The organism is Rhizobium sp. CF142, assembly GCF_000281145.1.
GTDB lineage: Bacteria > Pseudomonadota > Alphaproteobacteria > Rhizobiales > Rhizobiaceae > Rhizobium.
In genome coordinates this window covers 24,475-46,146 of the sequence record NZ_AJWE01000093.1, presented here as the reverse complement: position 1 = coordinate 46,146, position 21,672 = coordinate 24,475, and the positions used below count along the sequence as shown (strand labels likewise).

Sequence of the window (21,672 nt, the reverse complement as noted above, 5' to 3'; positions counted from 1 at the left end):
TTTCCTGTCTGCTACGTTTTCTCAAGGAACGGCACGCGCGCGCTGAAGCGCGGGCCTGACTCAACAAATGAGTTCAGCGCGAACATGCTCTTAAGCGGGGCCGGTTCCTTCCGGTAGGCTGCCGGCATACGCCGGTCCACCTCTTCGACATAGGCGACGATACGGCCCCGGCCGAGATCATCGAGCGCGGCGGCTGCGAAGTTGAAATCGACCTCCCAGACCAGGTTGGCGTTTTCGATCGTCGGTTCGACCTCGCAGTGAAAGTTCTCATCCATCGCCGGGCCGACGGTCGTGCTTTTTTCCGGGGTGGTCTCGATGGGGGTGCGGACAACGCCGTTCTCACCATCCTCAACCTCGTGAAACAGCGAAAGCTTCATCTTTGGCCGGCGAAGTGTGTCGAAATTGGCCGACCACGCCTCGTCGGCGTCGGGAAGCAAGTCTGGGAAGATATCCTTGATATCATGTGATCCGAGCCCGCTGACCCTGATGGAAACAAAGCGATCCTGTGTGTCCTTGCCCTTTGTCGTGATTTCGATCTGGCGCTCGGCCAGGAGTTGCATGGTCACGCTCACCGGCTCTGACACCATGATGCTGGGAGAGATGGACTGGGCCTGGTAACGCACGATCCCGAAGCGAACGAAAGGTTCCGACGCTCGGATCGGTTTGAGATCGACATCCACGTACCACTCTTCGCGATCGAGGTCGAAGCATGGCTCATAGGTCAGCAAGGAAACGGGAAGATATTCCGTGGCCGTCCCCGAGGCAGCGCGAGGGATGGGCATGAGTGCGCGTGGCACTATCTCTGGGCGATGCGGGGCCTGTCCAAGCCGCTTCAGATCTTCGAAAGCATCCGGAGGTATAAAGTTCGCCTCCTGGTCCGTGGGGTCCTTGCGAATTGGATCTCCGCCCCATCGCGTTATGAAACTGCCCCCCTCGCCTAGGTCGGAATCTTCAAAATCGCGCACTCTCAGGTTCCGGTCGTTGAACCTGATCTTGTCCGCGTCAACGTCGCTGCTCTTGAGAGTGGCGTAATCCGGCGGCCAGAGCACAATTCCGACCCGCTCGCCCTCACCCGAACTGAACCACCCGCGCCCGAAATAAAGCCTTGTCTTTGCCGTGCGGACCAATATGTGCTTCTTGCCATCGCCGGCCGGTTCGGACTTGCGGGAGATGGTGAAGGAGGGCTCGGGCCGCCGCAAATCGGGAACGGCCGGCCGCACCGTCGATCTCATCCAGATCTCGGCATAGTCCGTATTCATGACGGCCTGGTCCGTCCGCTTGAGCGGCTGGCGACGATAGAGAAGCTGTTCCCTGCCCTGCAGGTATCGCGGTGTCGTTTCGAAGGCCGCGGCATGTCTGGAAGTCGACACGAGTTTCAGGGTGAGCTTTCGGGCAAGTGTGTCCTTGAACACATGAGGACGCTGTATCTTCAGTACGCGTGTCCGTCGCGCAACATCCTTGGCCCCTTCTTCCATGGCCATCTGAAAGATGATCGGAACCGACATACCAGCCGCGGCAAAAAGCGGTGCGAGCTCGATCTGGGTCAATCGGTCTGTCGTGGGACCGAACACGGGCTCGCCGGGGTTCTTTCCCGTTGGCGTCGCGCCGAACTCAAGGTCTTCTGGCACCTCGCAGGTGTTGCCGGTGTTCACAAGCGAGATTACTTGCCCGAGTGCGCCGTGAGCAGGCAAGTTGCCGACATTCAGTAGCGTCACCGTCTGGTGGGGCAAGGTCACGGAGCCGTCCTCGGCGACCCTGAAGCCAACAACATCGGTCGCAGACACGTAAGCACGTTCGCCATCCTTGGTCATCATTACTGGCCATCGTCCGGTGCGCTTGGAGATCGAGCTGCGCCCGCGGTCGCGAGAGTCGAGAAGCGCGCCATCGGTTGCAACGGTCTCGGCCACGATCTGTAGGGTGTCGACCAAGGCGAGATCGACTTCAATCTGCCCCTGAAGAAAGAGGCCGGTTGCCTTCAGCTCATCGCTGAGCTTTGGATTGAGAATTACGTCACAAGCCAATTCGTAGTCTTGGCGGACAGCCTTCAGCGAAGCCTTGTTCCGCCAATTGGCCAAAAGCGCCGGTTTGTTGACGGCATGACACACCCGCAGCGTCGTGACGGCAGCGACTTCCTCAACTGGCCACTTCGTCTTCATCGCCGCCAGGAGATTGGCCGCAACCTTATCGACAATTCCCTGCGCAGGGATTGCCTCGCCACAAAGTCCGATCACTTGCTGGCATTCAACTGCTGGACCACATGCATCCGCGATCTCTCCGCCGCAGATCTGTGATAGGAGCTCCAGCTTTTTTTTGTCGGCACCTGCTGCCTTAAACAGCAGTGCTATTGTTTCAGACACTGAAAAGCGCCTTGCCAACATCGAACCTTCCGGAAGGCAAGCGACCTCCAGATCGTAGTCCTCACCTGCATAGAGCCTCACCTGGACGTGACTGACCCGCGTGCCCCGTTTGGGCTTTGTCGACCCAAGCTTGCCGGCATCGTCAAGCCAGGTTGGTCCGGCCACGACTGCAATCTCGCTGATCTTCGTTGCATGTGCTGGGCGAACGGTCTTCGAGTTGCCAGCGGCTTTCGTGACGCTCACGACGAGCGGCAGCACATCCGGATATCCCTGTTCGGAGAACGCCGACGCCTCGATCGAGCCTTCGAGGTAACGATCCCCTCCCCGGATACGGGCTCTTATCGAATAGTGGTTGATGGCCGGATCCACGAGATATCCAAGCCCGCCGTTCGGCGTCGCGTTGGTTCCACCAGGCTCGAAAACAGGAATGCCTCGCTCTTGCAGGTCTTTCTGTGGATTCGCCAGCTTGCGGCGATAGATTGCGCCTTCCGGATCAAACGTGTCCCGCTTGCTGGTGATTACAATCGGAAAGCCACTGGGGCGTGGTGTGTTCGTCGCTTGAGACGGATCGGGCAATGGTCTCGGCGCGAACGATACGTCCATCAAGCCACCTCGGCGAACGCGCGACACGTTGCCCTTGTCGAATTGCCCGTGACGCACGACGAGATCAAGCGCGGCTTCAGGAGCAAGAAGAACACGCATCGTACTTTCCGGCGTCGTGCGTGCGGGCCCTCCGACATATTCCCCTCTTATGTCGTCGAGGTCACTGATTGTTTCGAGCGCCGAAGAGACGTCGTTCCAGGAACGTACGATGGCCTGGTCGGCCTGTTCATAGCCCATATGAAGCGATCGCGCCTCCGCCAGGTGCTTTGGTAGCATCAGGACCGGTGCCGCGATGCTCTCGTGGCGAAGGAAGCGACGCGGCTGGGCAACATCGCCGGCGGCAACCGGTAGAACGCTTAAACTGTCGGTGGTGGCCTTGGTGCTCTCATCGGAGGCGTCGGGGGAACCTCCCCCGAGGAACATTGAACGGCAGCGGCACATGTACGGAAAACCGAATCGCAACGGTGCTACACGAAGCCCTTCCTCGTCAGGCAGTGCAAACGTGCGATCGAACGGGAAAAAGCTCGGCAAATCGACGTTCCCCACACCGGCATCCGTGAGAACGCCGGCAGGCGTGCCATCCCAGAGGAAAATCGCTTCTTCCGCGACAGCTTCAACGTCCTGTCCGGTGATCGGCATGTAGCGAGCTGCCACCTGAAACGACACCTCCTCGAGGATGCCCTTTTGCCCCTTTCCCGGAAACAGTTGTTTCAGGACTGCCTCGGCGACCGGATCTCGCGATTTGAAATCGAAATCAACGTAGCGATGCATAAGACTTCGCCAGGTGACACTGCCAAGTTTCGCGCCAGGAGCCACCGCCGCAATGTCGATCCTGCGACCGACTGTCAATTCCTCTGCATGAAGGACGATCACGGCCCCCTTGCCCGGTAGTGTTTGCGCTTGCATCGCCGACAGGGCCAGATCTCGCGCGATCTGGTCGGCGCGGCCACGATCGAGGATTGTAAAGCCGGCGGTGTGATGTTCCTCCCCACGGTCTCGGCCCGTGGTCTTGCCATCAATGGAACGGCGAAGATCGAGCGACACGATATCGTAGCGCGGAACCGCTGCCTCGCCGCCGCCGGCATCGACCTTGCAGCATGTGCCCAACCTCCAGATACCATCACGCTGCTCGACGAGATCGTCACTATGAAGGATCTCGAAGCTTCCATTCGTTTTCGACTTCACCACGTGGGCTTCGAAGGCGGACACCGGCCAGAACCCATTCTCATGACGCCGCGCGGCCGTGGCAATCAATGCGCGCCGCGGGCTTGGCGTCCAAACGGCCAGGTGGACTTTCTCGGCCGCAACCTTTTCCGTCAGACGCGCCTCCTCGACCTCGAAGTCGATTGCCATGCAGAACAGCCGTGCGAGCGTCGGATCGCCCTGCAGGGCGAAAAACACACCTCTGTGGCGCTCGCGGAGTGCCGCAGCGGGCACCTGATCGGGTTTGTCGTCTACCACGGGGCGGGAGGTTCTGCTGTCGCTTCGGTATTTCGCTCGACGCTGCAGCCAGGTTCCATACTGGTGTGTTGCCCGTCGCTTGCCGCGATCGGAGGTCGGAGGGCCAGCGCCAACTAGAGGGGCTTCCTTTGGAACCTGCTCAGCGACGACGTCACCGGGTTGGGGGATAATCGAGGCTGTTGTTGGTTTCGGCGCGTCATTGGCGATGGCAGGCCCGCCTGAGACCAGGGCCGCCACCTGCAACGAAGTTGCCTGGGTGCGCTTGCGCTCCTCGTTGGTCCCATCGGTGACCGACCTGAATTTTTCCTCATAGCCGGCTTCCTCCGGCTCTTCGCGCTCATCGAGTACCGCGAAAGGTCCACCCTGTTGCTTTGCAAGGATGCGGACGGCACGCTCCGATTCCTCCTCGATGGCAAGGTCACTTTGGCGGATCGGAACCACCCCCTTGACGGTAACAGTCTGTTCCGCGTCATGGGGCGCGGCGATGATGGCGCCATGCGCATCAATAACGGGCGTTCCCGAATATTCCTTCTGCAAATCAGAGGAGCGTTTCGCGCCCGTCAGTGACCGCTCGATGTCGAGTGCCAAGTCTCTCCAGTTACCAGCTATGGGTCCGGCAAGGGATCCCTGCCATATCGCATTTATCTCCGTCCACTGATTGGGGTTGTCGAAGGCTTTTGAGGCCGCGGCCTCCAAGAGTACCTCCTGCCAGTCCGAGCCGGGGGCGATATCAGGGATAGCCGCTGCAATGATGGCACGTGCATGGAGCCGCAGTCGCGCATTGCCTGCAGGCGTCACTTTGCCCGCAAACGGTCCTTCAGCGCGACCGTTGCGCATCCTCTCCGCCATTTCCTTCGGCCAATTGGCGAACTCGAAGGCGCCGTCTTCCGCCGTGAAAGGCTGTTTGCTGTCGTACTCAGGCGTCGCGATCAGGGTGAACTTGAGAACATCCCCATTTTTTCCCCTACGCCGGCCATTGGCAACCACGCGAAGCAACGGGCGGACAGGCACGAAAAGTTGGTCGATCATGGTGACAATCCCTCGAGCAGGCCGACGTCGAAGTAGGCCGCGTAGCCGTTCCAGTCCGTGAGTTGGTTTGCAGTCTTGATTTTGGTGAAGCCCGGCGCGTCCTCGACGGGGCTGCCGGTAATGATGGGATCAATCCCAAAGGGAGCGTCAGCGGTGGCAAAGCGGGTTTTTCCGCCACCGTCAGGCAGCGATGCCGCTCGCTTGGAGCCGAGGGAGTTTTCTTTTTTAAATGCTGTAATTGAATAATCGTAGTCAGCTATCCCTAGGCTAAATGAAAACGAATAAATCGCCTCGCCGTACATGGCTCCGCCTTCGGCGGTCCCCAACCTCACGTAAAGTGAGGTAGAAAACTGGAATACCCAGATACTCGCCGACCCACCTGCGAAGAAAGTTCCGTAAATCTCTGTAGTTTTTTTGTTATTTACCTTGAGAATGCGAACAAAGACACCGGCGGAAATTCGGCATTGGGCGCTCAAGGGACCGAATCCGATCGCACCGCCGCCGCCGTATTCGAATGACGCTTCAAATCCGCGGACTCCATCGGCCGCGGCGTAGATTGAAAAATACCCCGACCCGACGAACGGCAGAACGCCCATGCCGAAGGGAGACAGGCGCCTGCCAAGAGATACCTTGAAGAGGGATTCGTCGTCCCCGAAGGGCAGCTCTGCGGAAACGTTCAGTGACACATTGAAAAACGATGTGACGCCCACGCCGATTGTACCGAGGTTGATCCCGTATCCGACCTCGATGCCCGCGCCGCGCGTCATCGGTTGAATGAAGACGCCATTCCCCTCCTTCGGCGTAAGGTAGCTTTGCAGTTGCTGGGCGAATTCTAGGTCCTTGCCGATTTCGAAGTCCTCGTACTTGACATCGAACCGCGCGCTGGACCCGCTGCTGACGCTAAAGGCGGCTCCGCCGAACGAAAGGCGCAACGCGTCGGCTACGTCCCCGATGAGATAGATGTCGAACGGGCCCAGATTGGCGCTTGCGGAATAATCGCTCTTTTGCGTCAGGAGATCGTATGAGGCCCTGACGACAATATTGAAGTCAGAGCCCTGTTTCGGTTGGAAGATATCTTTGGCGCCTGGCGGCTCCGCCACGGTCGAGCCAAAATCGTAGGAGAACTTGACCTTGGTTGGAATGAGTGCCGCAATGGAATCCTCGAGCTGATCGCGGAATGCTCCAAGATCGACCGCCGACAGGACATTGCCGCGAAGAAGGTCTTTGCCCATTTCCTTGGCCTGCTCGACGATGAGCAGCGGCGATGCCTGACCATTGCTCCATCCACGCAGCGCCAACACAATTCGCTGGCGCAGTTTCGAGCGCTCGTCATCCTTGAGACCCGCGAGCTTGCGGGCGTCCACAAAAACCATCACCTCCTGGGCCAGGCGATCACATTCGGCGAGCACGGCGTTTTGCTCTTTCGGATCGTTCACGTTGCAGGCGCCGTTGCCCGCAGGGCCCAGTCCGCTCAGCGTCTCGACGATGAGCGCCCTTCGGGCGAATGGGGCAAAGAAGGTGTTTTCGGCGGCTTGCGACAGGAGCTGGTTGCGCAGGACCTTGATTTGATCGTAACCGGTCGCCAGCTTGTCGAAGAGGCCAAGGGTGACGACCGCGTTTTCGGCGGCCTCCTTGATTTCCGCTGGCGCGCCCTCAAGGCGCTTTTGCAGCGCGCGCCATTCGCGCAAGAGTGCGGATTCGAGATCTCGCAGGTCCTTTGCGGCTTTGTGCAATTCCGAGACGCCACCATCAAGGACGGAAAGCTCCTTCAGTGTGGGGTGACCGCCTTCTTTCAGAGGGGCGGCGAAGAGTGCTACAAGCGATGCCTGATCAGTCGGGGTAGATGACACCTTCAGATTGCCGTAGGTGGTCAGTTGCACTCTAATGCTCGCAAGCCTTTTCTGCAGGTTCACCACTTCCGGATCGAGCGACAATCCTGCCTTCGACGCAAGGCCGTTCAACAGGGGAAGCTGGTCTTCCAGTGTTTTGATCCCTTGCGCCGTCCCTGCTGTGGTCGTGCCGATCGAGGCAAGGCCGAGATCGATCACCGGAACGAGAGCTGAAACAAGGCTTTTTTCAAGGAGATCCGCCCGGCTGCGGGCATTCTCAAGGGCTGCCCGCACCGTTTGGTCGATGGTATTGAGGTTGATGCCGTTGCTGCTGGCGAAGACGACGACGTTTCCGGCGATCATGCCTGCGGCTATGAATTCGGGGTTCTGTTGTGCAAACTGTCCCGTCGACCTGACGATTGCGGTGAGGTGATCGGCAATCGCTTTTGCCAGGAAGCGGATCTGCTTTGCAAGCGAGCCGATCCGCTCGATCTTGGCAAGGTCGATGTCGTCGCCCGAAAACGAGAGGTCGAGATCAGTGACGGCCACGGTGAGATCGACGATGTCGCTGTAGAGCCCGGCAATCTCGTTGGACACACCACCCGGTCGCGAGTCCTCGACGCCAAGGAACGTCTCCAGGTTGGAAACGAACGTAGTCAGCTTCGATGAGACCGCTTCAAATCCGGACGAAGAGGCCGCTTTCGTAACCGCGGGCAGTGAGGCACGAACTTCCTCGATTGTCTTGAGGGCGGTTGCAAGGCCCACTAGCAGCGATGTGCTCGCTTCCGCCTTCTGATTGACATCAAGCAACGGCAATGTCGACTTTTGCGGCGTTGCCAATTTTAAAGGCGCGCAGGCCTCGATTTCACGCAGAAGGATGTCGGCCTTTACGGACACCACCTGGTCCGGAAGCAAGGTTTTTCGTGCCTCGCGAACCGATGCGGCAATCGGCGCCGTTACGGTCTGCCGGAAGCTTTCCGCCATACCGTCGACATCGATGCCGAGCACCTCCGCGGCGAACGTTCCGCCGGCGTTGAGGATCTCCTGAAGTTCGGCGTTGGGGTTCTCCTGAAGTTTGGCGTTCTTAACTGCATCCGCCACGCGTTTGACGCTGTCAAACGCGTGGCTCGCGCGCTCGACGCCGGCGACCAGCACCTGAATTTCGTCAGGATATTGCTTGAGGCCCCAGTCGATCGTGTCTGTAAGCAGTTGCTCGGCGTATTGGTTGAGCGCCGCCTCAAGGCCGAGCGCGGCGCGACGTTCAGCGTCCGCCGCAGAGGTTTTGAACGCCGCAACCGCAGTTTTTGCGATGTCTATCGCCGTCTTGACCTTCGAGCTTACCTGGGATTGATACTCGCCGACGCCTGCCGTGAGAGCGGCCTCGACGGATTGGCCCTGTAGGAGCGACAGAAGCACGTTCTTCAGGGTCGGCCGGATCGCCTGACGAGCGGCGTCCCTGACAGCTTCGACGAGGATCGGGCCAACGCCCTTGTCTGGCGGCGACGAACCAAGAATCGCCTTGCCCAATGACGCGGCGTCCTTGTTGATGTCGGCGACCAGCGCCTTCAGAACGACCGAGAGATCGAGCGGCACGGCTGCGAGCGGGAAGAGATGAAGAAGTTTCATCGAAGCCTGGAGATCGACCTCGGACTTAGGGACCGCGCCGGCCATTTTCCCGTATATCCAGTCGGCGGCCTGTTCGGCCGCGTCGGTGGCCGCCGCGTCGAGCAAATCTGTCGCCAGTTGCTCTAGGCTTGCGACAAGCGGCTGCAACTGCGCAATCGCGTCTGTTACCTCCAAGATGCGCGCCTGCAGGCTGCCGATGACAGCGTCCTCAAGCCGTTCCACCGGGTTCGACGCGATAATGGAAAGTCCGCGAATGAGTTCCCGGGCAGCGGAATGCACCGCTGCTAGTCTTGGGACGAGCGCCGTGGCGTCCTCGGCCGCCAGTGCTTCGTCCAACGCCTTCTCGACGGATGACAAGCCTTGATTCACCTCGGGATAGATGTCTGCAAGGCTGAGTGCGGTGGATTTCGAACCGGCCCCAGGAATAGGGACTTCTACTTTTTTGTTCCGGAGCGACTGGTCAAGTGCGTTCCATTCGGCGCGCAACTGCCGGATCACATCGCGGAGCGGTGCGAGAACGCGCTCGCGCACGTCGTTGCTCAGGCCATCGAGTTGGGAGTTGGCGTTACGCAGGGCGGCGGTGCCGTATTCCAGTCCCTCCTTCAAAACGGGGATGCTGTCCAACTTGAGGTCGAGCAGCGTCATCAGGTCCTTGAGCTTGACCGTGCCAAGCAGTTTGGCGTCCAAGCTGAAGAAGGACTGGACCTGATTCAATATCTCTAGGTTGGCGGCATCCGGCGTCTTGGGCGCGAAGGCAGGCTGCCGGTCTTCTTTCAGTGGTGTCAGCGCCGGCCGCGGCACTTCTTTATTGAAGTAGTGTGCCAGCGAAACAAGCGTTGTCGACCCCATCGCCGTGTCGAGCTTGGCGTCGATGGGCTTTCCGTTAACCTGCTCGACCTTGTTGACATCTGGGGCCCTGTTTTGGCGACCGGTACTCCACCAGGTCGTTTCGTCGCCTCCAAGCGGGCCCTTGCTTCGGCTGATCGCCACAATATTGGATTCGGGGCGGGCAATCCCGCCTGCGCGGTCGCCATTGCCGCCCATGCCGAAATTCAGCACGCTGCGCAGGTTGAGAAACACTTCCTGGGGATTGGCATTGGCGCCCTTCGCCGGTTCGAGGCCGCGCGCCACGCTGTCCTTGTCAAAGCCATAAAGGACATAGTGCCCGTCGTATTGCACCTCCACAGCGCTCGGCGTGCCCCCGCTCAGGCGCTCAACCGGACCTAGTCTGATTTTTGCCTTCTGCATGGCTGGATAGAAGGGCGGCTGTCCGGCACCTTCAAGCACGCCCGACGTGACGAAGTTGTCGATGCCCTCCAGTTCACCCGTCCAACTGTCTGCCTCGACGACGCGAGTCCGGCCATGGGCGCGCACCAGAATCTCTTCGGTTTCGAACTGAGCCTCACCGGCTTTGCTGTTGGGTGCAAAGTCGATCTTGCCCCCGCCGACGGCCAGGGTGCGATTTCTCAAAAGAATGTCCTGTAGGCCGGGCGTAGCATCGGGAGCAAGTTTGCCGTTATAGTGATCGACTGCTCGCTTGAGGGACTCGCCGGTCGTTGCCGCGATATTGTCGACGAAGATCATGGGCAGCGAGGTCGGGGTGCCGTCAAATGTCACCTCAAAGCGGTGCAGGCCGTCGGTGGTTATATCGGTGCGCGGCCAGAAGGCCAGTCCTGGCCCGTCACCCAGAAAAATCCGGCCATTGAGGCTTTCCGGATTCTGTTCACTCAACGGGCCGAGGGGGATGCTTGGGTCTAGGATATCCGGCGTCTTGTCAGCAAGCAGCCTGACCCTCTTGGCGCACCACATGCGCCCGGCATGCGGCTGCGCGAGCGCACCGTAGAGCTTTTCGGGCTCGCTTATGCGCAAGAACATCCGCTGCCGCAGCATTGCTTTGATGCCGCTGTTTGGCGTGCGAAGAAAGATCCGTTCCGTCAGTTTTATAAAGGAAGCTTGATGTCCTAATGGTAGGCAATAACCCTTGTATACAACTTCCGTTCGAATATCCCGACCGAGCACGATGTCCTGCTGCAGGGTGTCGATCGAGAAACCTTCGAATATTTTGCGGCCGCGGAAATCGTTGGCGCCGGCCGAAGGCTTGAAGGACGTTTCATGTAGGAACGAGCCGCCAAGCGCAGTCAGCGACAATGCCTTAACCTTGAACGAGACGGGCTTGTGAAGTGCCTGATCGTCAGTCGCGTCGAGCAGCGAGAATGCCTCGCCGGGCTCGATCTGGCCAGAATCCGTAACAAGTCCACCAGCGCGATCCGCGTCTTCGTCACTGCCTGGGGCAGCTTTCCGTTTGCCGATGACCGGGAGACCGTAAGTCGATGTCAAAAGGACCAGTTGGTGACGGTCGAACGCATCGAGCGATGTGCGGAAAAGGGTATAGTCTTCGACGGGAAGGCTCTGCCGGAAACCTGCGCGTTCGCATAGCCAGCGGATGAGCCTGTATTTGCTGGGCGCCTTGGGGGCCAGGCAAAGATCGGGATCCTTGAGTTCATCTGCAAGGGTCTGCGCGGCCACCGTACCGCTTTCAAGCTGCTCAGGCCCGATAAACCAGGGGGCATAGGGACCGCGTGGCGGAGCACCCTCCCCCGGAAACCGCGCAGTCCCCGGCTCTCGTGGACCGATGAGAGCCGACGGACGAAGATCGGGTGAAGACACGGCCCTTAGATCCGGTTTGAGAAAGTCAGTTTCGAGCCGCACAGACCATAGGTCGCGCGGCTGGACACTAACGGTTTCGATTTGCCCGGCAAGACCGACGCCCTCTTCAAGCCCGATCGACTCGCCATCAACCGGCGCGACGGGACTGTCGTTTACGGAAGAAGTTACTTCCGGTGGCATGCGCCGATTGGTGCGCCACACCGCGTCCTGGGCTGTCGACAAGATCAGGCGCGCAGGAATCTCGATGGCCGTTTCGAGGTCGAGCGGCTCGCCAGGAAACGGCGCCTCGCCTCTTCCGGAAAGATCGGCGACACGTTCGCTCTTCAGCGAGGCGCGCACCTCGGCCATCCGCGATGCACCGGTGATAGGCCCTTCCGAAAAACCCTGAAACCGCATCATTGCGTGGTCGCTTGGGTTGGCTGAACGGCTCCCGGGCCGAGGAAGGAGACCGGAAGGAAGGCTCTCAAAGAGCTTTCTGGCGCGCTTTGTGACCGCAGGCTCGAACCGCGACCAATCGGTCAAGCCTTCGAATGTAAACGGGATAGGTTTGAACCGGGAAATGCCAGGTCCGGTTCGGCTGGGCCCATCGTCGGAACTCGACATCGTTCCGGCCTCATAGGCATTGGCAGTTTGTGGCGGATCGCAGTCGATGCGGAAGGCAAGCCTGCTCTTGCCCGAAAGGCGCGCTCCGACGAGGTCCGGGATAGAATCGAGTCCGAGCGCGAACTTGGCGAACCGGTCGACCATCAGTGCGACCAACATTGCGAGCTTGCCCTCGTCATATCCGACGAAACGATTGTTTTCGATCAGGAACTCGCCAAACTCTGGATAGCGTGCCGGGTCAGCATCAGCCGGCATGATAAAGCCGATCCTGTCAAAGATCTCTTTTGACGGGACGTTGTGCTGGACAAGTGCAAGGTAGGTGACGATCGTGTCACGCCAGAAAGTGCGAAACACCCCGTAGAGGGGCTCCAGCGACTCGAACACCGCCTCATTGCGAAGGGCGCTTCCGCGGTAATCCGGCGTTGCAGTACCGGCAACCGCAGGCGACGTCGGGTCAAGCTTTACCGGAGCCAGCTTTCCCAGCTTGGAAAGAGGCCCGGCCGGGTGCGCGTGGACGTTAACGCGCACAAGCAGGTCGTCAACCTCGGCTTTTACCGCCGCAGGGCCGATCTGCGTCATCAACACGCGCGCAACGCCCATGCCATCCGCATCGATTGCGAACGGCCCGATGTAGATCTGCTGGTCGGAAGGAAGCGCCTTCGTCTTTTGCGCAAAAGCCTCGGCCATTGCCTTGAACGGCTGCGGCTTACCAGACTTTGTTTTCCCCTCCTGCTCAATCTTCAGGCCTTGAATGGTCAGCCGAAGGTTTTTTCGTTTCTCCCGGTCCGCCTCGTTCGCAAGGGCAGCCAGAATGTTCTCCCGGGTCCACCATTGGTCGCCGGCATTGGCTGGTTTATCCAGGTCGACGTCGGGAAGCGGCGGAGCCTCGGGGCGAAAGATGGCTGCTTCCATTACATGTTGGGGGCTGAGTTCCGCGACAATGGTTGGCCGAGTATCATGCACGGCGCCATCGTCGCCGATATGGACGCGCGCATCGTCGCGGGCGGGCACGATCCTGGGCTCAGGCTGATATTCAAGCAGGAGATCGCGAAAACGAAGGCATAACTTCATGAGGTCGTAGTCGCGCCCGCAGGTGAGCGTCGCGTCCGAAAGATCGAAGGACGCGCGTCTTTCACCAGGAGACATCGGCCCGAGCCAGACGAAACTCCCGGCGATCGGACGCGGGTCTTCGCCGCCTTTCAGTTCCGCAATCGGCGCGCCGTCCTCGTAGACCAGCCTGAGATCGGAGTTCCTGAAGGTTAGCCGGCTGAAGCTGGTGTCGGGAAGAGCAGCATTGGTCGATAATAGCGAGACGTCGAAGTGGATGCGCCGTATCGCCGAAGCGTCGGTGTTTCCGTACGGACGATCATGAAGGAGATAAAGGGTGGCATCGGGTACGCCGCCACGATCGCCGTTCACAGCCTGGAAGAAGCGTGCGAGATGGTCGCCTGTCGCGTCGACGGACGCGATCGGCTTACATGCCTGCGGGCCGGTGATTGTCACTTCGAGCGGAGCAGCCTCAGGCTTATCCTTCGCGGGAGTAGTTTCAGGAGGAAGTGCCTCATTCGAGGAATCCGCACCCTCGCCCTCAGTCTGCCGGCGGCGCGTCGTTGCTTGCGGCGCACCAATTCCGAGAAGGCCGACGGGAGAAGGAACCTCCCCCTTCTCCTGCCACTTCAGATGTTTCGCATCCGGCTTTCCGACCAAGGGGCCGGTACCGCTGGCTTGTCCCCATAGGACCGTACGCCGTATCCGCGGCAGGTTGGTCTGGGGAGTGTCGGTCTGAGCGAACACAAGATTTCGGCCTGCGACGCCATCCGTCAGGGTCCTTGTACCGTTGCGAACCTGAAGCACGCCTTCACCGATGCTGAGGGCCGAAACGACCTGCATTTGTCGCGGCAGCGACGAGGCGGGTCCAGCAATGACATCAAGATTGACTGTACAGAGATCGCCGGGGCGCAGCCTGACTTGGTGACCATCGGACCGGCCAATCTCCAGAACGCCAGCGCTACCCGTCAGTTTCATATCATTAGGGCCCGCTTGCCCGGAAAAATAGATCGCTTCCGTCGAGCCGCTCCGTGCCGCATCCGTCGGGGCCGCCTCGGGATTTGCCCGCCGCCATGCAAAATTGAACTCGGAAATATCCAGCCGGCCATCCAGAGCCGAGACGGCGTTGTCACCGGCTCGCTTGACGGTCCAAACCAGATTTCGATCCAGCGTCACTCGGAGATATCCGGACGAACCCGGCCGTACGCCGACCTGACCTGCGAACATGATGTCAAGGGTCGACCCGACGCGACTGTGAACGACATCCTCGAACGGCAGCGGTCGGGTGCCTGGATCCGGATCGGGATCCATGAAGGCATGGAATTCCGCGGGCCTGCTTGCGCGGATACTGTCCACGCCGCCCTTCGTCAGAAGCCACAGGTCGGTTATGTATTCGATGGTCCACCGCGTGCCCGGCCTCTGAAACCTGAACCCGATGAAACCGGGTTTGCTGCTGCCAGCTTTGACTGTCGACTTATCGCCCTTGGCGAAGCGCAATCCGTAATCGACGTTGCGAGCATAGACAGTGCGCGCCGGAGCAGGCCCGACCTTGCCGATGTCTCCCGCTGCCGGCTCTTCCATGTCGAAGTAAGCTGCCGGCCCAAAGGCAAGTGCAGGTATGTTCCACCAGCACGCGACCACACGAGTGTCCGGCGACGCGGCATTCGCGTCAGCATTCGGCTTGCCCGCGGGTGTAACCTTGATCTCGAGAACGGTTAGCGATCTCTGGTCCTCGGCCAGTTCAAACTGCAGATCGTACCAAGACTCCCCTTCCGCGTGGCTCTTGCTCGCGTACAACAATAGCGGCGCGGCGCCGAGACCGCCAAGCAGACCACGGCGGGTTATCTGCGGATTGATAATGTCCTGCCAGCCGACCGGACGCGCGTCGGTTCCAAGCCCCACTGCTGCCCCCATCCTTGTTCGACAAGTTCGCCCGTCACCAGGCGTAGATCGTTGCGACTGCCCAATTGATTTACACGGGCGAACAGATTGGAAACGCGACGGAAAACGGGCAGAGACGCCCTATCTTCGCATAGGAAATCCAGCCGCGGACAGGTCGAATGGGGCTGACCCACAACGACCTGCACGGAAAAGCGCAAGCGCAAAACAGAGAGCGAGGCCATCGTGAACAACCTCGTTGCGCATCCATTTAGTGAAGCCCGAAATTCAGCCTAGTCGTTTGCGAACCCGCGTGGACCATGTCGGCCAAGAAGTAAACTCACAGTAATTCTTCGCTCCTACCGAGACCAAAGCCACAGTAGGAATTCAACTTTTCAACAATCGTTCAGCAATGCAATCACTCACAGGATTGCACTCTTCACAACAATTCAGGTATTCCCCCCTCTGATCCTCGTAGAATACATGACGTAACAGCGCAATTCCACGAAAGCAGCAATTGTATATTCCATTTTCCAACCCCGCTCAAGTGGAAATTGCATATGCCAGATACACACGCAGGCGAACGGTTCAGCAAGGATTTAAGTGGCTGCGTTGGCCGAACCGTTTAGGTGCAGACGACAGGACCGGACGTGGGTCAGCCTTATTACCGACGCATCTCAGAGGTCCCAGGTGCTATTCTTGGGCCTGAGTCCACGGAGACTTGCATATCCTAGCGCGAATCCTTGGGACGAAGCAGAAATCATTTCCAATCCGCACAACCTGAATCGCAATGACTGATTTGGGGCCGGAGGCAGCCTGTCGGCTTTGAGCCAATCAATGGCAATAGCAGACATCAATCGGCATTCGGCATTCGGCATTGCGGTAACCGGGGCACCGTTGTGGGTGTGTCGCGGGAAGAAACATGAAGGTGGAAAATCAACGCGCCGGCGTCGAGCCTTCATTTTGTTGATAACTCCGAGTTCCCACACCCCACCGGTTGTATGTTTCGTGCGCTAGTATAGGTTGCGGGCTGCTGCTGTTGTTCCAGAATACCTCAAGTAAAGCTCTAACCATGCACCAAGCCGCCCCGCCGAAAACTGGCTTCAAACGATACTGGATTGGTCGCAAGGGCGGCCGATGTGGCAGCGAGATGCACTGCGGCGTATTGTAACGGGCGGTACACTTGATGCTGCGGCCATCAAAGAAGTTCTGGACCTTTGTAAGAAAGAGCACGGCGCGCCCGATATCTCACTGACGGCCGCTGTGCTGGAAGCGGTACACTTGCCGGCGAATCCCGGCAACGGCGCGACCATCGCCTTGGTCTCCCTTGGCGATGTCGTCGGCGTGAACCAATTGGCTCCGAAGCAGACACTTGTGTTCGAACAACAGGGCCTGACAGTTGTTTACGGACCAAACGGAGCCGGCAAATCGGGATATGGGCGGGTGTTGAAGCGCGCCTGCAGGGCACGCAAGGCCGGTGAAATCATGCCCGACGCATTTTCCTTGACGATTGGCGACAAGGCCACGGCCAGTTTTACAATCTCGCAGGACGGCGCGCAGCAGCCTGTGCTGCCATGGGAGGACAACGCGAATCCTGATCCGGTGCTTTCCGCGGTCAGCGTGTTCGACCGCGAATGCGGCGCAGTCCACCTCCAGGACAAGACAGAGGTTGCCTTCCGCCCGTTCGGGCTCGACATTCCCGACGACCTCGCGGCAGTCTGCACGCAGATCAAGGTGTTGCTACAGGCCGAAGAGGCCCAATTCAAGGCGCTCCGCGATCCCGTGTTCGACAAGCCTACTTGGCGGGCGACCACATCGGTCGGGCGTATCATGTCCGGTCTCAAGTACAATACGAAGCTGGACCCGCTGGCGACCCTCGGAGTCATGACCGATGCAGAACGGGCACGCCTCCAGCAACTCACCGAAGACCTCGCCAAAAATCCGGTTGAGGCGGCGGCCGAGCAGCACCAGTTCGCCGATGGTATAGCGAGGATCCTGCGCTATCTCAAGAAGGTCGAGGAATACTATTCCGACGATGCCCTCAACACGCTGAAAACGCTTGCAGACGATGCCAGAACCAAACGGTCTGCCGCGACGATCGCCGCGGAAAACGCCTTCAAGGACGCCACCTTCCCCGGCGTCGGCGCGGAAGTATGGCGGGAGCTATGGGAGTCGGCGCGGCACTACTCGAAGCATGTTGAACGGCGGTTCCCGGCGGCGGAAGGTGAACACTGCGTGCTGTGCCATCAGCCGCTGGACGCCGAGGCCGGTGCGCGGCTGGGCGGCTTCGAGGGCTTCATCCGCGATGATACGGAAAAGCAGGCTGACGCGGCCGAGAACGTCTACACGAAGACACTCAAGGAGTTCCGGACGCGTCAACCGGATATTCGACTAGTCGCGGACATACGGAGGCGGATTGCCATCCAGCACGCTGATGTGGCCGCCGGCGTGCTGCGCTTTATGGCCACCGCCGATCTACGCAGACTACAGTGTCTGCGAGATATCGAGCACAACGGTGTCATGACCCTGTCGCCGATGTCGGTAATCCCGGAAACAGAGCTGCTTGCACTTGAAAGTGACACCCGTACGTATGCCGGCCACTTGGAGGCTGCAGCCGACGTCGAGGGCCGCCAGATCCTGCAGGCCGAGCTCGACGAGCTCGAAGACCGAGCCGCAGCTACCGCCCTTCACGAGGTCGCCACGAAAGAGGTCGAGCGGCTGGCAAAGCTCGAGCGCATTGCCAAGTGCCTGGGGCAGACAGCGACGACCACTATCACGAAACTTGGCAACGAACTTGCCGATGACATCATCACTCCCCGGATGCGTGACCGCTTCCAGAGAGAGATCGTCAGGCTTGCGGCGGAAAAGGTGCGTGTTGAGGTGGTGCGTTCCGGCGGCCAGTACGGCTCGCCAAACTACCAGATCCGTCTGTTCGCAAATCCCAAGACCAAGGTGCATCTGGTGCTGAGCGAAGGCGAGCAAACCTGCGTAGCACTGGCAGCGTTCCTGACCGAGCTCGCGACAGCCACACACAAGTCCGCACTCATCTTCGACGACCCTGTTACATCGCTCGACCACCGCTGGCGCAAGAAGGTAGCGCAAAGGCTCGTGGACGAGGCGAAGGAACGTCAGATCATTGTTTTCACCCACGACCTGGTGTTCGTGAACGACCTGAATGACAGCGCCCGCGGCCAAGGCATTCCCGCGAAGCTTGCAAACCTTTCACGCGGCCCGGAAGGTACCGGCATCGTGGGCGATGGATTGCCGTGGGATCATGCTGGCGTCAAGGCGCGCCTGGACCGGCTCGAGAAAGACCAACGGGCTGCCAAGGCTCTCTATGATGCCAACGACGAGGACGGCTACCGCAGCTCCGCCGTCAGACTTTACGGTTTTCTACGGGCCACGTGGGAGCGGGCGCTCGAGGAGATCGTTTTCGCGGGTGTGCTGATACGGCACCGGGATTACATTGACACCAAGCATTTGAAGAAGGTCACCGCGCTGTTGGAGACGGATACGGAAGCGTTCCGAGCAGCGTTCAAGAAATGCAGCGACATCATCGAGGCGCATGATCCGTCGCGCGTTCGTAATGAGGAGCCACCGCCACCTTCGGAGATCTCAGACGATATTAAGGCCCTAAAGGACTGGGCCGACGCTCTTCGTATTCGGCAGAATGCCGTAGCATAGTAGTTCTGATATCGCCTGGATATCTTTGCGGATACCGACATGGCTCGCAACATCGCGCCGGCGTGATAAGGCGTTAGGAATCACGGGAACGTCGTGCTTGAACCTGACGAGCGCCATCGCCGGCCCTCAAAAGGTTGCCGACGGAAACCGCGAAGGGGTCAGCGTGATTTAACGCGGGTGTGCTCTATGAATTGTCGGCTAATGGGGGGAGCGCATAGTCGCTTCCTCGAATGGACGGTCCCGCTCCATTATGCACGAACGGCATCGCCCGGTGCGGCGCCGTTTCGTCTGATCGCTGAAGAGCAGCAGTTTAAGAAGTGGCAGTGGATCATGCCATTCTCGTCCATACCAGCCACGCAGGTCGTTTCCGCATACTTGCCACTGGGCGACGGATACGTTTTGCAAAGGATGAGAATGCGGGCATCGACGACAGGCATGGCTTGCTCCGAGGCAATCTGCCGTCGAGTCACGGCTAAGCCGAAGTGCCCCAGCGTGCTGCCTCCAAGTTAATCCAGCGTTGCCGTTTAAGACAGAAAACACACAACCAGTTCTGGCTTTTGTTTCAACCGACGCTTTAACGGCTCCGATGGTTTCTTACTCCGGCTTCTTTCGGCGCGCACGCTTAGGCTTTGCGGGAACTGCATCCGCCTCGCCTTCCGTAGCCGTAGGAACTGCAGCCGCCAATATCGGTTTCACCGGAGTTTTGACTGAAGCGCCGGCCGATGAAGCAGCAGGGGCGGCCTTGGGGATACCCATCAATTCGGCAGCGCGTTCCATTCGGATTCGTGCCAGTCCTTCTTGGCTGTGCGCTCTCTGCAGCATTTCTTTATGTACCTGCGGATACCACGCACTCTCGGAAGCCAGCGCAGGATATTGCGTCAGAACTTTGTGTCGTTCTTTCAGTGCGTTACCGATCCAGTACCAACCCGTTTTCGGCGATTGCAGCCATGCATCCACGAATGCCGCCGGATCCACGTAATTAAAGATCGGAATGTCCTCGTATTCCAAAGTCGAGTTACGGCTGTGGCAAACCATGTCGAAGAATTTTTGTCCGTCCGTTTTGACGGCTTCCAGCAACGCTGGGACTTTTCCAGGGAGAGTGTCGGTGAGAGCGTTCGTACGAGCCTTGACGAGGTATTCGAAAACATCCTGGAAATCAGTTCGGTAGGAATCAGAGACCCAATACATCACGCCGCCGGATGCGTCCTTGAACTCGTCGGTCCACATCCAGCCCGCCTTTCGCGCCGGCAACCGCTTTGCGGCTACGAGATCATCAATATAGCGCTTGGCATCGTCGGCGATCTGCTTTGATGTGACCTTCAGCACGCCACGAGACGCCATCATCATCTTCAGGGCAACAATATGCAGGAACTCGCCGGAATCCGTCACCTGACGCTTGTCGAACTGCTCGTTCATTCGTGCCAGCGCGGGATCGCTGTACTCATCATCGAGCTTGTCAAAGCTGCCGACGATCTGCCAAGGCGGCGCCGCCTCTTTCTCGAGAAAATAGGCACTGTTGTTCAATGACGTGCGGATGTGCTCCTCCGTGAAGCGGCCATCAAAGAGCATTTCGGCCAACACGTCATCGCTCAGCAATGTGCTTCCAATGTCGATTGACGTGTATCTTTGGGCAGCGTCGTATAGCCGGGATTTCGGTGGCTCTTCCTTTTTCGCGCGCCCCATATCCATTCTGTGCGAAAAGATCTTTTCCTTTCTCCTGAAGAGGTCTTCGAGCTCCAGCTTGTTCGTTCTTGCTTCCACTGCGAGAGCGGAAAAGAGGCGGACCAATTCCACCATCGCCATGTCGTTCTCAAAATGGCGATCCTCTAGGGCATCGGCGAGACGACCGACATCCTCAACGACGTGTCGAAGGATTCGCAGAGAGGAAGTTCCGGACTCCCTGAACGTGGAAAGCACCTCCCGACGATGGGCGCCAAGCTTGTCCGGCTTCTGCGGATCCTTGAAAAAAGCGACGAACTCCGCCAAGGCCGCCTCGACATTCGGTTCGACGTGAAGGGTTTGGCCGAAGACCTTTTCCTTGGTGTCCGCGAAGGTCTCAACCACCTTGGTGTCATGCGCGATGACAATCACCCGGCATCCGTGGTGCTCCACATATCGATTGATCATTCCGAGCAGCACAGCGTTTTCGACGGTGCACCGCTCGAGGTCGTCCAAGATGAGTGGGCGGGAGTTGTCGACCTCATTCTTGATGAAAGGCCCAGTCAGAAGACTCGCCAGACCTCCGGTTCCAAGAGATCCAAGTACCGGAATGTCGACAGACGTGCTGTCCATCTTCTCGGCGAAGCGCCTTACTGCTGAGGCCTTGGGGAACATCTTGGTAAAAATCTGTGCTTCAATCTCGCTGGGCGTGTTGAGGCCGAAGAGACTGATGTAGTGGGCATGTGTATCTGGAAGCGCGCGCCGGACCTGGTGGGTTTTGCCCGTTCCCCACTCTCCGGTCACCAGTACGGCATAGCCCGGCTTCAGCCGCCCGACATAATAGGCGAGATACTTCTCGAGGTGGCTTTGCGGCTCGATCGCTAGCGTGATTATAGACACAGGTTCCTCGGGCTCTACAGCGGTGGCCTCTGCAGGATTATTCCATCTAAATGGGATTTTCATCGCGTCGCTCGTTTCCCGATTTTCAACCAGTAGGCGTTCGATAGCAAATACTTCGCTCGTTCTGCAAGGTTGTTCCGGTCATCATGTGAGCCAAGCGATTTGCCACAGGTGAAAACGCCCGCGAACCTCGTCGCGAGCGATCCCTGTTTGAACCGATGAAGTTAGCCTCAGGAATCGGAGCAAACCCGGCACCTCTATGATCTGGCGAGATGTCCAGTTCTAAGAATGGACCTTCATGCAAGGTTTGTCCGGCATGAGGGCGCAAA

The 21,672-nt window shown here is 59.0% G+C and carries 5 protein-coding genes; 1 reads left to right on the top strand and 4 read right to left on the bottom strand.

What is annotated here, in order from left to right; translation table 11 throughout:
• Positions 1–11 precede the first annotated feature (11 nt).
• On the bottom strand, positions 12–5,450 hold the full coding sequence (locus PMI11_RS19415; protein WP_007820303.1) for a hypothetical protein: 5,439 nt from the start codon (positions 5,448–5,450) through the stop codon (positions 12–14).
• Complete coding sequence (locus tag PMI11_RS19410; RefSeq protein ID WP_007820294.1) at positions 5,447–15,124, bottom strand: hypothetical protein; 9,678 nt, start codon at positions 15,122–15,124, stop codon at positions 5,447–5,449. Before PMI11_RS19410 ends, PMI11_RS19415 begins: the two co-directional genes overlap by 4 nt.
• 1,113 nt (positions 15,125–16,237) lie before the next feature.
• Here PMI11_RS19410 and PMI11_RS19405 point away from each other — a divergent pair.
• The gene (locus PMI11_RS19405) at positions 16,238–18,784 is read left to right on the top strand and encodes an AAA family ATPase (RefSeq protein ID WP_007820290.1); all 2,547 of its coding nucleotides are present in this window, start codon (positions 16,238–16,240) and stop codon (positions 18,782–18,784) included.
• Between the two features lie 248 nt (positions 18,785–19,032).
• Here PMI11_RS19405 and PMI11_RS36660 read toward each other — a convergent pair whose 3' ends face one another.
• Both PMI11_RS36660 and PMI11_RS19400 read right to left on the bottom strand, forming a co-directional pair.
• Complete coding sequence (locus tag PMI11_RS36660) at positions 19,033–19,221, bottom strand: hypothetical protein (protein ID WP_007820286.1); 189 nt, start codon at positions 19,219–19,221, stop codon at positions 19,033–19,035.
• 157 nt (positions 19,222–19,378) lie between these two features.
• Positions 19,379–21,343, bottom strand: coding sequence for a P-loop NTPase fold protein (locus PMI11_RS19400; protein ID WP_193385618.1), 1,965 nt, complete (start codon positions 21,341–21,343; stop codon positions 19,379–19,381).
• Between the last annotated feature and the right edge of the window lie 329 nt (positions 21,344–21,672).